This window comes from Bacillus sp. CPT56D-587-MTF (genome assembly GCF_058792335.1).
This window is the reverse complement of record NZ_JBYTEF010000001.1, coordinates 34,544-47,746: the sequence shown is the minus strand read 5'-3', so window position 1 is coordinate 47,746 and position 13,203 is coordinate 34,544. Positions and strand designations below refer to the sequence as shown.

Annotated in this window: 12 protein-coding genes and 1 other annotated feature; of the genes, 2 read left to right on the top strand and 10 right to left on the bottom strand. The window is 36.7% G+C overall.

Translation table 11 applies throughout. The annotated features are described in order from the left end of the window. Positions 1-137: 137 nt before the first annotated feature. The 7 genes from AC3WVZ_RS00245 to AC3WVZ_RS00215 form a co-directional block, all read right to left on the bottom strand. The gene (locus AC3WVZ_RS00245; protein WP_001064413.1) at positions 138-1,220 is read right to left on the bottom strand and encodes a toxic anion resistance protein; all 1,083 of its coding nucleotides are present in this window, start codon (positions 1,218-1,220) and stop codon (positions 138-140) included. Between the two features lie 18 nt (positions 1,221-1,238). Next, the gene (locus tag AC3WVZ_RS00240) at positions 1,239-2,870 is read right to left on the bottom strand and encodes a YceG family protein (protein WP_088053927.1); all 1,632 of its coding nucleotides are present in this window, start codon (positions 2,868-2,870) and stop codon (positions 1,239-1,241) included. A gap of 109 nt (positions 2,871-2,979) precedes the next feature. Beyond that, entirely contained in the window at positions 2,980-3,771 is a 792-nt protein-coding gene (locus tag AC3WVZ_RS00235; RefSeq protein ID WP_139847043.1) for a TerC family protein, read from the bottom strand. 72 nt (positions 3,772-3,843) lie between these two features. After that, a complete protein-coding gene (locus AC3WVZ_RS00230; protein ID WP_000236643.1) occupies positions 3,844-4,422 on the bottom strand; it encodes a TerD family protein in 579 nt (192 codons plus the stop codon). 85 nt (positions 4,423-4,507) lie between these two features. Next, positions 4,508-5,092, bottom strand: a complete 585-nt coding sequence (locus AC3WVZ_RS00225; RefSeq protein WP_000146726.1) for a TerD family protein — start codon at positions 5,090-5,092, stop codon at positions 4,508-4,510. Positions 5,093-5,114: 22 nt separating this feature from the next. Then, on the bottom strand, positions 5,115-5,711 hold the full coding sequence (locus AC3WVZ_RS00220) for a TerD family protein (protein ID WP_001121586.1): 597 nt from the start codon (positions 5,709-5,711) through the stop codon (positions 5,115-5,117). 128 nt (positions 5,712-5,839) lie between these two features. Next, the gene (locus AC3WVZ_RS00215) at positions 5,840-6,718 is read right to left on the bottom strand and encodes an ROK family protein (protein ID WP_000666116.1); all 879 of its coding nucleotides are present in this window, start codon (positions 6,716-6,718) and stop codon (positions 5,840-5,842) included. Between the two features lie 201 nt (positions 6,719-6,919). Between AC3WVZ_RS00215 and AC3WVZ_RS00210 the strand changes: the two genes are divergently transcribed. Then, on the top strand, positions 6,920-7,840 hold the full coding sequence (locus AC3WVZ_RS00210) for an LPXTG cell wall anchor domain-containing protein (protein ID WP_233935852.1): 921 nt from the start codon (positions 6,920-6,922) through the stop codon (positions 7,838-7,840). 115 nt (positions 7,841-7,955) lie between these two features. On the opposite strand, the gene proS is transcribed toward AC3WVZ_RS00210, so the two are convergent. From proS to AC3WVZ_RS00195, 3 genes are all read right to left on the bottom strand, one after another. Next, entirely contained in the window at positions 7,956-9,386 is a 1,431-nt protein-coding gene (gene proS, locus AC3WVZ_RS00205) for a proline--tRNA ligase (RefSeq protein WP_001040977.1), read from the bottom strand. 47 nt (positions 9,387-9,433) lie between these two features. Next, positions 9,434-9,640: a binding site (T-box leader), on the bottom strand. Between the two features lie 125 nt (positions 9,641-9,765). Then, positions 9,766-11,169: an IS66 family transposase gene (tnpC, locus tag AC3WVZ_RS00200; RefSeq protein ID WP_100910632.1), complete on the bottom strand. Its 1,404-nt coding sequence runs from the start codon at positions 11,167-11,169 to the stop codon at positions 9,766-9,768. Positions 11,170-11,364: 195 nt separating this feature from the next. Continuing rightward, positions 11,365-11,658, bottom strand: a complete 294-nt coding sequence (locus AC3WVZ_RS00195; protein WP_000383850.1) for a YesK-like family protein — start codon at positions 11,656-11,658, stop codon at positions 11,365-11,367. 154 nt (positions 11,659-11,812) lie between these two features. Here AC3WVZ_RS00195 and AC3WVZ_RS00190 point away from each other — a divergent pair, with 154 nt between their 5' ends. Then, entirely contained in the window at positions 11,813-13,126 is a 1,314-nt protein-coding gene (locus AC3WVZ_RS00190) for an alkaline phosphatase family protein (protein WP_211477906.1), read from the top strand. Positions 13,127-13,203 lie beyond the last annotated feature (77 nt).

The window sequence follows — 13,203 nt, the reverse complement described above, 5'->3', positions numbered from 1 at the left end:
CGTGCAGTAAAACTCCCACCTCAAAATTCAGTTTGAGCAAAGAAGTTAGGTGATGGATTAACTGCCCATAAATGTCCAATTGGTGAAGGCTAATAATCGGTGGGGATGAACAAAACCCCACTGATTAAAGTTTCACTTTATCCTTGTAATTCTTTTTTGATATTCTCTGTTAATGTAGCCATACGCTTGCGGCTTTCTTCACGCTCACGTTTATTTTGTTCTTCAATTTGTTGTGTTTCTTGCATACCTCTTGAAATAATGTTCCAAGTTTCCTCAAGCGTTTCCATCTTAATACTAGAAGAACCTGATAATCTCGCTACTTCTACACTTTGCGTTGCGATATTTTGTGCATTTTTCTTAAGTAATTCATTTGTACGGCGATCAAGTTCAGCCATAGAATCTGCAACAAGCTTTTGACGTTTCGCATTTACTGCTTGAATGATACCATTTTTAAAGATAGGAATCGTTGTAATAAATGCTGTATTGATTTTACCAATTAATTTATTATTACCACGTTGAATCATGCGAATTTGCGGCGCTGTAAGTAGCGCAACCATACGCGCTTTTTCTAAATCATCAATACGTTGCTCTAAAATTTCAACCGAGTTTTTAAGCGACTCTAATTCAATACCTGCTAATTGATCATTATTACGCACGCGCTCTTCATACATCGGAACTAATTCTGTATTTAAACGCTCTAATAGCATTTCTCCTGCTACTACGTACTTCTCTAAGTCTAAATAATATTTTAAGTTTTGCTCATACAAGCCATCTAACGTTCCAATTGATTTTTTCATCTCATCTTGGTACTTCGTAATTTCCACATAAACCTTATCAATTTCGCGGCCCATCGTTTGATATTTACTAAAGATTTGTTCTATCATTTTATCCGCTTTTTTGAACATGCGCGAGAAGAAACCACTTTTTTCTTCTGCAAAGTCTTTACTATCAAATCTGTCCATAATTTTACCAAGTTGCTTTAACAATTCACCAGAATCTTCTATCTTTGATAATGACATTGTATGTAAAATTTGATCAGCAAAACGTGAAATTTCCATAGAAGGTTCTTTTCCAAGTTCAATTAATTCCAATTGATCTTTAATATCTACTGCGTTATAAATACGTTGCACATCTGCATCTTGTCTAAGTTGCAAGCGAACATCTTGTGCGGTTTGCTCATTCAATTCAGTTTTCGAATCTAGTACGACTGGGTTATTCATATGGTATTCTCCCTTTCCTTATAAAAATGGACGAAATAGTCCTTTTATTGTTTGTGATAAATTTTTATAGGCTGATGAACCATGAAACTCAAGATCGAAATTAACTTCTTCAAGCCAATGGGAATCAAATGCTCCCGCTTCAACATATGGTTCAATATCGTTTCTGCCCGTGGGATTGAAATGGAATACATCTACTCCAATTTGATTTAAAAATAGTAATAAAACAGCGTCAGAACGAGTTAATTCTCCGCTCTTCTCATTATTAAATATAACAATTTTCGGTACATCTTGTGAATAATCAAATTTCTCAAGCTGTTCTAAAATATTGGGTGGTATTTGAGAAAGTTGTGCGAAAACATATAGCGCTACATCTTGTTTCGTCTCTTTCGCAATTGGTTTGCACATTTCACTTTCGCACGTATGGATAATCGCCTCTGCAATCCCATGTTGTAAACCTTCCGGTAAACGCTTATGCGGCCACCAATGGCTATTCATAATTAGATCAGGATGTAATTTTCCAGCTCGGTCCAATGCATCTCGATAATGATATTGGAAGTTTGCTTTTTGCTCTTTCGTAAACGGGAATGTATTAATTAATAAACTGTTATCAAATGATGTAACAGCCTTTAATCGTTGAAAATATTCTTTATCATTCTTTGAAACGCCTGATATTTTCGCAAATAAAGAAGGAATATAAATATGTTTATTTTCAACAAAGAATGTTGGACGTACAAATGCCTTTTCTTTCGTAATTAAAAAGAGTTCATCATATGTCGTTTTTAACGTACGTGCTACAGGTGTATACGAACGGAATTGCCACGGTTTATATAATAGTGAATTATCGTGGTGAAGTACTTGTTCAATTTCTTTCGAAGCTTGATACGCTACTGTTGCAACACGCTCGCGGCGGCGATCAGGGAATGGTTCAAGAGAAATGCGACCCGGATGGGACACAATAAAAGTTCTTCCCTCTTCATCAATATTTTCAAATCCATCTTTTCCTTCGGGGTGATAATAAAGCACATCACAACCGAGCATAATAAGAAAATATAAGAAATATATACGGCTTTCCTGTGCCTCACCATACCAAACGATACGTGGCATCTGTTTCTTATAATTAATCGTAGAGAACCACTTCGCTACGTAATTTTCGCTTAGTTTAATTATGTCGATTAAGAAACGACGGAAGCCTTCTGTCTTTAACGACTGATTATGTTGTTTCTCATATAATTTCAATACTGCAATAAACGTCGTATGTATGTAATGCTGTAAATCAGGATTGTCTACTTTCGGTAAAAGTTGTTTCCCAGATAAGTGTGCAACTAGCCTATTTACTGTCAGACCATTTGGTGCTTCTTGATGTAATCCGAACACTTCTTGAATATGACGAAGCTTTTCCGAATCAATCACTTTGTTTAAATTTTGTTCGTGTAAAACTTCGATTCCTTTCGCTTCACTATAATCAAACAGTTCATTAAAATATTCATCTACATCATTAGGAACACCAAGGATTCGACATGCTATATAACTAAATTTCATCTCATTCTCTGTCAGCTCATATTGTGGGCGTTTTTCTAAAAGCGTTTCAAATTGCTTTAAATCTGATTCATCTTTTAATGCATATGGTTGAAGTGTAAAACGTGAAAACACAACAGTTCACCTCCAAAAACATTTACGTTTTTTCTAAGTCCTTCTTCTATTATAAACTATTTTTGGTTATAAAAAATGGGCGCTCGCAAAACGAGCAAACCCATTTCAATTATTTATTGTCTTCTTTAGTAGCTGCAACTTCTTCTCTAGCTTGTCCAGAATTCTTCATGTAGTGAAGTATAAATGTTGCTCCAAATGCTACAACTAAAATAATGAAGAACAATGTATGACTTACTTCAATATGAATAACAGACAGTAACATTTTTGCTGCAATAATTAAAATTAAAATATATGCTGTCGTTTCAAGTTCTGGAATACGCTCTAATAATTTTAAGAATACACCAGCGATACCGCGCATCATTAAAATACCGAGCATTCCACCTAATAATAGAATCCAAACTTCATTTGATACACCAAATGCAGCAAGTACGCTATCTACAGAGAATGCGATATCCATTAATTCAACCATCGCAACTGTTCCCCAGAAGACACCAAACATTCTGAAGAGAATACTGTTTTGGTTCATACCATGAGCTTCCTCTTCTTCTGCATTACCTTTTCTTTTATCAATGAAGTATTTAACTGAAAGCCACGCTAAGTAAAGTGCACCTAACACTTTTACCCACCATAATTTAATTAAGAACATTCCGATTCCAATCGCAATAAAGCGGAACACATAAGCTCCAATAAGTCCATAGAATAATGCTTTTTTACGTTTTTCTTCCGGAAGATGTTTTACCATTACCGCTAACACAAGTGCGTTATCAGCAGATAATAATCCTTCAAGTACAACAAGTGTACCAATTAATCCCCAAGATACTGGATCCTGCAACACTTTAATCCACATGTCCAAGTCGAAAAACTGAGCATACGTATCAAGGATTCCTTGCAAAATACTCATCTTACCTTTATCCCCTATTCTTTGCTAGATTTATAGAAAGGTCAAAAAAAGGAAACGAATATCGTTTCCTTTCTATGCATCCAAGCCATACGCTCTTACAAGCGCACCTAAACCACCTTGGAATCCACTTCCTACTGCATTAAACTTCCACTGTCCATTATGACGGTATAATTCACAAAAGACAACTGCTGTTTCGATGGAGAAATCTTCCCCTAAATCAAAACGAAGAACTTCTTCACTCGTTTCTTCATTCGCTAAACGAACAAACGCATTTCCTACTTGCCCAAAGTTTTGACTACGGCCTTCTGCATCATAAATCGTAACTGTAATAGCAATTCTGTGCACATCTGCTGGAACTTTCTTCAAATCCACAACAAGTTGCTCATCGTCACCTTCACCTTCACCTGTACGGTTATCTCCTGTATGTAAAACAGATCCACAAGGAGACTGTAAATTATTATAGAAGATAAAATCAGTTTCCTTCGTACATTTTCCGTTTGCATCTAATAAAAAGGCAGATGCATCTAAATCGAAATCGGCTCCGCCGTCATAAGATTTAATATCCCATCCAAGACCAATTACTGCTTTTGTTAAACCAGGGCTTGTCTTACCTAAATCGATTTTCTGGCCTTTTTGTAATTGAATAACCATCTATATTCACCTCTATATTTTTATCTTTAAAAATATATCCATCAGTAAACATACATTTCACCGATGGATATATAAATCAAATCTATTACTCTACATCTAAACCAAAGTTATTACATAGAGACGCTAATCCACCTTGGAATCCACTTCCGATTGCATTGAATTTCCAATCACCTGCATGACGATATAATTCACCTACTACTACGGCTGTTTCAATAGAGAAATCTTCTCCTAAATCGTAACGAATTAATTCTGCATTCTTTTCTTCATCAAGAATACGTACGAAAGAATTAGAAACTTGTCCGAAGTTTTGGCTACGGCCTTCTCCATCATAAATTGTAATTGTGAAACAAATACGTTCGATGTGAGCAGGAACATTTTTCAAATCTACTTTAATCGCTTCGTCATCGCCTTCACCTTCACCAGTGCGGTTATCTCCTAAATGCTCTACAGCACCATTCGCACCTTTTGGATTATTATAGAAAACGAAATCTTCTGCTCCTGAAACTTTACCATTCGCGCCTACTAAGAAAATACTAACATCTAAGTCGAAATCGTTTTGTCCGTCATAACGATTCGTGTCCCAACCAAGTCCTACAAGAACTTTCGAAAGACCTGGATTCGTTTTTGTTAAGTCTACCTTTTGTCCCTTTTTCAATGAAATTGATGCCATATACAATTCCTCCTCGGTTATTTTATTGATAACGTGATACAATCTCACTTAAGTTTTTATCTTGCGTGCCTTCTCCAACTGCTGAAAACTTCCATTCACTTCCGTGACGATACATTTCACCTGCAATTAGAGTTGTTTTGCCAGCATAATTATCCGATAAATTATAGCGTGCTAATTCTTCACCAGTTTGCGGGTTTTGAATACGAATATATGCATTACGAATCATCCCGAAATCTTGACGACGATTTACACAGTCATAAATATTTACAACGAATACTAAACGATTAATACGGCTTGGAACTTTATGTAATTCTACGAAAATTGTTTCGTCATCACCAGCGCCTTCACCTGTTAAATTATCTCCTGAATGAATAATACTACCACAAGTAGAAAGTTTATTTCCGAAGTAAACTAAATCATTTTTGTTTAAAAAACGATCTCCTTCTAACATAACAACAGATGCATCACAATCTACATTTGGTTTACTTCCAAATAATGAAGACAGAAATCCACCTGATTGCCCAATTGGATCCCAGCCTAAGCCAACCTGTAGTTTTGCTACTTTTGGTTGTCCTTTCGTTAAATCGATCTTTTGACCTTTTTCTAAAATAATAGGCATGAAGTTTCTCCCTTTCTACAAAGCATTTTCCGAATCGGAAAATATTGTATTCTTCTCTTATATTGTAGCATTATTTACCTAGCGATAAAAAGGATAAATTCTCAGTTATATGAAAACATTCATATAATTTACTTATGATGATGTAAGAAGTGGTAAATAGCACCAATCATTCCTGCACAATTACCGTTTTGCGCAAGTTCAATCTCACAATTATTATAAATCTCTTGATTTAAGTATTTACTGACCTCTTCTTTTACTTCTTTTAAAAACTCATTTCCTCTATCGGTAATTCCTCCACCAATAATAATCGTTTCTGGATTAAAAATATAAGCAAGATTACTAATTCCGATTGCCAAATGTTTAAAGAAAATCCCAACTGCTTGAGCAACTTCCCGATCTCCTTTATCATACAACTCGAAAATTCTTTTCCCATTCCACTTGCCTTTGCCTTTATATTTGCTTACAAGTCGAATTAATCCTGAAATCGAAGCAACCTCTTCAAACGTTTTTTCTTCTATTAACATATTCCCCCATTCACCAGCACTAAATGAATGTCCTCGGTACAATTTTCCATCTATAAAAATTGCTCCCCCAATCCCTGTTCCAAGGGTGAGCATAATAAAGTTATCTTTCTCTCTTCCACTACCATTCCACTTTTCTCCAAACGCTGCACAATTCACATCATTGTCAATCGATACTGGAACTTTTAATATCTCTTGCAATCTATCAATAATAGGAATAGTACTATATCCCGGAATATGATCCGCACCTCCCGTCACAATTCCTTTATTAATATCAACAATTCCCGCAGTGCTAATACCGATTCCGGCAATAGTATGTTCATTCATTATTTTTTTGGATACATATATAAGTTTTTGAATAATTTGTTCTCCGCCTAAATGAATTTCTGTTGCAACTGTTTGACGCTTTAATACTCTCCCTATTTCTGAAACAATACCATACTTAATTTGCGTACCGCCAATATCAAACGCTATATACTCTTTCATCTGCTGCCACTTCCTCTACCGTTATGAATGTAAATTCTCCCCCTCTACTATTTGTAGGAAATCTACATTAACTCTTTTCTGCTTTGACAAATACACCACCTTTTTCTATATATAGTTTTTTTTGCATAAAACTCTTTTTCCTAAGAAATATTACAAAGGGATGTATTTTAGATGGAACATTAATCTCTTAGGAGGAAAACCATGACGAAAATCTTCATTTTAGCATCAACACTCTCTTTATCTTTTTTTAGCGGTTTAAATATCGGTAATGCTGCAACTGAAAACTTCCAACCATTAACAAACGCTATTGTACAAAATAGCGATCATTTTGCAGAAGGAAACTCAAAGGATAATAATATACCTCCAGGAAATAACGGTTCTCAGGACGATACTGGTTCTGGTGACAATGGTTCTGGCGGTAACGGTTCTGGTGGCAGTGGCTCTGGTGGCAATGGTTCCGGCGGTAACGGTTCTGGTGGTAGTGGCTCTGACGGCAGCGGTTCCGGTGGCAATGGTTCTGGTGGCAACGGCTTTGGCGGTAACGGTTCTGGTGACAACGGTTCTGGCGGTAATGGTTCTGGCGGCAATGGCTCTGGTGGCAATGGTTCCGGTGACAACGGTTCTGGCGGCAATGGCTCTGGTGGCAATGGTTCCGGTGACAACGGTCCTGGCGGCAATGGCTCTAGTGGCAATGGTTCTGGTGGCAATGGTTCTGGCGGCAATGGCTCTAGTGGCAATGGTTCTGGTGGCAACGGTTCTGGCGGCAGTGGCTCTGGTGACAACGGTTCTGGCGGTAATGGTTCTGGCGGTAACGGTTCTGGCGGCAATGGCTCTAGTGGCAATGGTTCTGGCGGTAACGGTTCTGGCGGCAATGGCTCTAGTGGCAATGGTTCTGGCGGTAACGGTTCTGGTGGTAACGGTTCTGGCGGCAATGGCTCTCAAGGCGGCAATCGTGTTAAAGGTGATAGCAGTTCTCAAGGGGGTAATGTAAAAGATAATACGAAAAAACAAGGTGATAAATTACCTAATACTGCAACGCATTACCCTATATCTATTTTAATGGGGCTTTCAACATTCCTAATTGGTATGTTACTGTTTATTCGTCGTAAAAACGTAAAATAAGAACAACATCCTTCCATCTAAAAAGTACATGAAATACTGTATAAAACTAAAAAGGACTTTGGATTACATTTTATTATGCAGCCCAAAGTCCTTTTATCACCTATCAGAAAAAGTATTAATACGCTTTTCCCCAATACACCATTTGTTTAGCTTCTTTACCACAACAAATACATTCTTCAGCTAAATGCTCTTGCTCAAAAGGCATACAACGTGAAGATACGCCAACTTCTTCTTTTAGTTTTTCTTCACAAGCTAATTCCCCGCACCACATTGCCTTAATAAAGCCTTGCTTTTCATCAGCTATTTTTTTCATCTCTTCGAAATTTGTCGCAACATACGTATTCTCATCGCGAAATGCTTTTGCTTTATTAAATAAAGCAATATGAATTTCTTCAAGTAATGCTGGAATACGTTCTTCTAATTGATCCATTGGTACAAACTCTTTTTCCTTCGTATCTCTTCTTACAAGTACAACTTGATTCTTTTCAATATCTTTAGGGCCAACTTCTAATCGAATTGGAATCCCCTTCATTTCATACTCATTAAATTTCCAGCCTGGTGTTTTATTACTAGCATCTATTTTTACTCGTGCAACCTTTTGAATATGTGCTTGTAACTCTGTTGCTTTTGCTAAAACTCCTTCTTTATGCTGAGCAATTGGTACAATAACAACTTGCACTGGAGCGACTTTTGGTGGCATTACAAGTCCATTATTATCACTATGAACCATTATTAGCCCGCCTATCATTCTTGTTGATACACCCCAAGATGTTTGGTGCACATATTGCCACTTACCGTTACGATCTAAAAACTTAATATCAAATGCTTCTGAGAAATTCGTCCCAAAGTTATGAGAGGTTCCTGTTTGAAGTGCTTTTCCATCATGCATTAAACTTTCAATTGTATAAGTTGCCTTTGCTCCAGCAAACTTCTCTTTTTCTGTTTTTTGTCCTTTAATAACTGGTATTGCTAAATAATCCTCACAGAAAGAAGCATATAAGTTTAAAATATTTAATGTTTCAGCCTGCGATTCTTCTGCCGTTTCATGGATTGTATGACCCTCTTGCCATAAAAATTCAGTCGTACGAAGGAACGGCCTAGTTGTCTTCTCCCAACGAACTACTGAACACCACTGATTATATAACTTTGGCAAATCATTATAGGATTGCACAATTTTTGAAAAGTGCTCACAGAATAAAGTTTCAGATGTAGGACGTACACAAAGTCTTTCCGCTAACTTTTCATCTCCACCATGCGTAACCCATGCTACTTCAGGAGCAAATCCTTCAACATGATCCTTCTCTTTTTGCAATAAACTCTCTGGGATAAACATTGGCATATATACATTTTCATGGCCAGTTTCTTTTAACTTCTCATCCATCACCTTCTGCATATTCTCCCATAAGGCATAACCATACGGACGTAAAATCATGCATCCTTTTACACTTGAATAATCAACAAGTTCGGCTTTTTTTACAATATCGGTATACCACTGCGCAAAGTCCTCTTCCATCTTCGTAATGGCTTGCACTTGTTCTTTTGCCATAGTCAGTCTTCCTCCTTCTAGAAAATACAAAAAAGCCCGCGTCCCTAAATAGGGACCGAGCTTTGTCGGCGTTACCACCCTGATTCATGCACAAAAATTGCGCATGCTCTCTTTTTGATAACGGGAAATTCCCGCTGCATATGCAGAACTCAAAGGCAGGTTCCATATTGCCTTTTTAAGAATCTTTCAGCCTGACGGATTCTCTCTCTGCTAAAAAGGTTGAACATGTACTAGTCCTTTTTCATCGTTATAACGAAATAAAGTAACTACTCAGCTTCTTCAAATAAAAAAACAGGCCAAATACATGTTTCCGATTCGAAAACATGAAAAGAAAATACTCCAATCAGAGAAAGAATCTATGCCAAATAGAGAAATTCTCTTATGAAGTCGTGTTATTCCAAGGAACCGTTCTAGTTTCTATGACTTGGTTTATCGCTTGTAAGACCGATTGTTTTTGTTTTTTCATGGTACTCATAAAGCTTCGTATCTGACAAAAAGATTCTGCGCCTTTCTTACTTCGGAAAGTCCCAGACACTTTCTGTTTTACTTTCGTCATCCGAATATCCCGTTCTGCTTGATTGTTATCAAATGGAATGGCTGGATGTTCTAAAAACGCTAGAATTCTGTCAGAATACTTGACGAAGCGATTCCATAAATTTTGAGAAGGCGTCTGCTTTCCTTTCTTCTTTTGTTTCGTGGAAAGAATCTGTTGTTCTTTCAATATGGATTGATACATAATAAACAGATTCTTTTGCGTCGCTTTTGGCATGGTACCTTCGGATTGCTTTTTCATCGTCAACGCTTGCGTTAGAAATTTCTGCATCTGTTGTGCCCATTGTTCTCCAGTACTATCTATAATTCCTTGTAAATCTCGTAAGAGATGGGCATTACATAAAACGTGACGACAATCTGTATACGCATCATACGATTTCCAACCATCATGCATCGCAATTCCAGAAAAAGATGGCAAGATTTCTCCAGCATCCATTGCTTCTTTTCCACGTTTTTGATGAATATGTTGCAATGTCACCTCCGGTGTACTGGCAGTATGTAACCATTGTGTTTTGTTTTCTACACGCATACCAGTTTCATCAAAATGGACAACAGGAGACTGCAGAATCTTTTCCTTTACTTCTTTTATGAATGGCTGCAATTGAGAAGCGAAAGCCTGTGTATGATTTACCAGGGTTCCTTCGCTTATAGAATGTCCAAAACAATCCTGAAAGAATTCTTTTGTTCGCTTCAAAGAAATGCATTGATAATGCGTTAAATAGGGAATCAGTCTTTTTATATTTGGACCATATTGAACAGGACGAGATACTGTCGAAGGAAATTGGGCTTCTTGGATAGAATGGCAATGTGGGCATTCTTTCTGTTCTACTTTATGTTCTGTCACTTCGATCTGAATAGGTGGTAAGTCATACACTTGGCGAATGCGATACCCTTTTACAGGCTCGTGGTTCAAGGAAGTATGACAACAAGTACAATATGTAGGAGAATGTGTAATCGTATGATCTGGAGTCGCTGTCAAACCAAGAGTATGTCCCTTGTGGCCCAACTGGCCACCCGTTTGACGATGAGACGGTTTGCGCAAACTTTTTGTAACGGGCTTACCCAAACCATCTGTAGAAGGTGGCTTATGACTATTTTTGGAGTTTTTTTTTGAAGCATTTTCTAGTTCTTGTATACGTTTTTCTAACTTAGAAAATGTTTCTTCAAATAAAGAAATAACAGCTTCAGGTCCTTTTTTATATGTATCTAAAATAATTTTTCGATCGACCATAAGATTCACCTCCCCTGTTTGATATACTCAGTATTTACAAATGGGAGGCATATGAAACTAGTAAAATTTAAAAAAGACACCGAAAGGTGGCTGAGTAGTTACGAAATAAATTTGTTGATTATCATAATACAAATTCTTTTTTAAAACAATAGCTAATTTTCTTATTTTTATATATTCTTTTCATTTTTTGCAGTTTTATACGTAGCTTTTCCGCGTAATTTTCACAAGTTGATGTGCAATCATACCGATAAGTGTACCAAGTAGAACGAAGAAACCAATAAATCCATATCCCATTCCTTCCCACCCACCAATAACAATCATTGTAACGGGAAAGGACGCTAAGCAAAGAAGTATTAAACTAAGTGCAAATATAATATCGAACTGTTTGTCTGGAAACCGTTTCTTTAGTAAATATGAAATAGCAAATACAAGGATAATCGTGATTCCGCCAATGATGTAAAAGATACCAAATCCATCTAACCAATCCATAGTGTTTCCTCCTTCCATAGATTCCCTTATACTTAATTATATGTTTAATTTTTCTGAAAATAAATAATAAATTTTCACGTAAAAATATATTTTTATTACTAGGTATTAATAGTAATATATAAGAATAGGTTTTATATAATCAGGAGGGAACTTTATGGATAAAGCATTAACAAACCATGTCATTATTTTATCATTCGACTGTTTATCAGCTTTAGATTTTCCTATACTACAAAAACTACCTCATTTCGAATCTCTAATAAAAAAGGGCACGGTTGTCGAAAAAGTAGAACCAATTTATCCTTCTGTAACATATCCAAGCCACTCAACAATCGTAACCGGTAATTACCCTAACAAGCACGGTGTTGTTAGCAATACGTTACTTCAACCAGGGCGTGAATCACCTGATTGGCATTGGTACCGAAAATCAATAAAAGGAACAACATTGTATGATGAAGCGCGCAAAGCAAATTTAACGACAGCTGCCCTTCTATGGCCTGTTACTGGAAGAGCGAACATCGATTACAATTTACCAGAAATTTTTCCAAATAGACCTTGGCAAAATCAAGTGTTAGTTTCCTTATTTAGCGGTAGCCCACTATACCAATTAGATTTAAATCGTCGTTTCGGCCATATAAGAAATGGTTTATCACAACCAGAGCTGGATGATTTCGTCCTCGCCTCTGCTGTGCATACAATCCAGACGAAAAAGCCTAATATCATGTTCGTACATTTCACCGATCTAGACACACAAAGACACTATCACGGCTTTGAATCTAACGAAACAATAGCTGCTATCCAGAGACACGACGAACGTCTAGGGAAAATTATTCAAGCACTAAAAGAAAGTGACTTATACGAAGAAAGTACAATTATTGCCCTTGGTGATCATAGCGCTTTAAGTGAAAACAAATCCATACAATTAAATGTGCTATTCCATCAAAGAGGACTTATATCTCTTAATAAAAAAAGAAAATTAGTAGACTGGAAAGCCTATTGCCAAAGTTGCGACGGCTCTGCCTATGTATATGTAAAGGACAAAAATGATACGGATACAATTCGGGAGGTACAACTACTCCTTGAAGAGCTACTTCAAAATAAACAAAACGGAATTGAATTTATACTTCATGATGAAGCTGCGAAAGACTGCGGTGCAGACGGTAATTGTTTATTCATGTTAGAAGCACGAGAAGGGTATTATTTCACTGAAAACTATACAGGAGATTTTATAAAAGAAATTACCGAAAAAGATGTTACGCCTAGTAAAAAATATACATTTGGTACGCATGGATACTCTCCAACAAAACCTAACTATGAAACAATTTTTATAGCTGCTGGGAAAGGGATAAAAAGCGGCATTACCATACCGTATATGAGACTTATTGATGAGGGCCCAACTATCGCTAGACTACTCGGTTTACACTTAGGTGAAACAGACGGAGCAATTGTAGAGGATTTACTCCAATTGTAAAGAACAGTGTATATATGTAAAAGTTATGTAAATTTCATCACTGTTTCTCTTTTTATAATTTTTATTTTTGTACACTG

Bases quoted from the DNA above. Each gene is read 5' to 3' on its own strand.
- AC3WVZ_RS00245 (WP_001064413.1), bottom strand. From the start codon at position 1,220: ATGAATAACCCAGTCGTACTAGATTCGAAAACTGAATTGAATGAGCAA.
- AC3WVZ_RS00235 (WP_139847043.1), bottom strand. From the start codon at position 3,771: ATGAGTATTTTGCAAGGAATCCTTGATACGTATGCTCAGTTTTTCGAC.
- AC3WVZ_RS00230 (WP_000236643.1), bottom strand. From the start codon at position 4,422: ATGGTTATTCAATTACAAAAAGGCCAGAAAATCGATTTAGGTAAGACA.
- AC3WVZ_RS00225 (WP_000146726.1), bottom strand. From the start codon at position 5,092: ATGGCATCAATTTCATTGAAAAAGGGACAAAAGGTAGACTTAACAAAA.
- AC3WVZ_RS00220 (WP_001121586.1), bottom strand. From the start codon at position 5,711: ATGCCTATTATTTTAGAAAAAGGTCAAAAGATCGATTTAACGAAAGGA.
- AC3WVZ_RS00215 (WP_000666116.1), bottom strand. From the start codon at position 6,718: ATGAAAGAGTATATAGCGTTTGATATTGGCGGTACGCAAATTAAGTAT.
- AC3WVZ_RS00210 (WP_233935852.1), top strand. From the start codon at position 6,920: ATGACGAAAATCTTCATTTTAGCATCAACACTCTCTTTATCTTTTTTT.
- proS (WP_001040977.1), bottom strand. From the start codon at position 9,386: ATGGCAAAAGAACAAGTGCAAGCCATTACGAAGATGGAAGAGGACTTT.
- tnpC (WP_100910632.1), bottom strand. From the start codon at position 11,169: ATGGTCGATCGAAAAATTATTTTAGATACATATAAAAAAGGACCTGAA.
- AC3WVZ_RS00195 (WP_000383850.1), bottom strand. From the start codon at position 11,658: ATGGATTGGTTAGATGGATTTGGTATCTTTTACATCATTGGCGGAATC.
- AC3WVZ_RS00190 (WP_211477906.1), top strand. From the start codon at position 11,813: ATGGATAAAGCATTAACAAACCATGTCATTATTTTATCATTCGACTGT.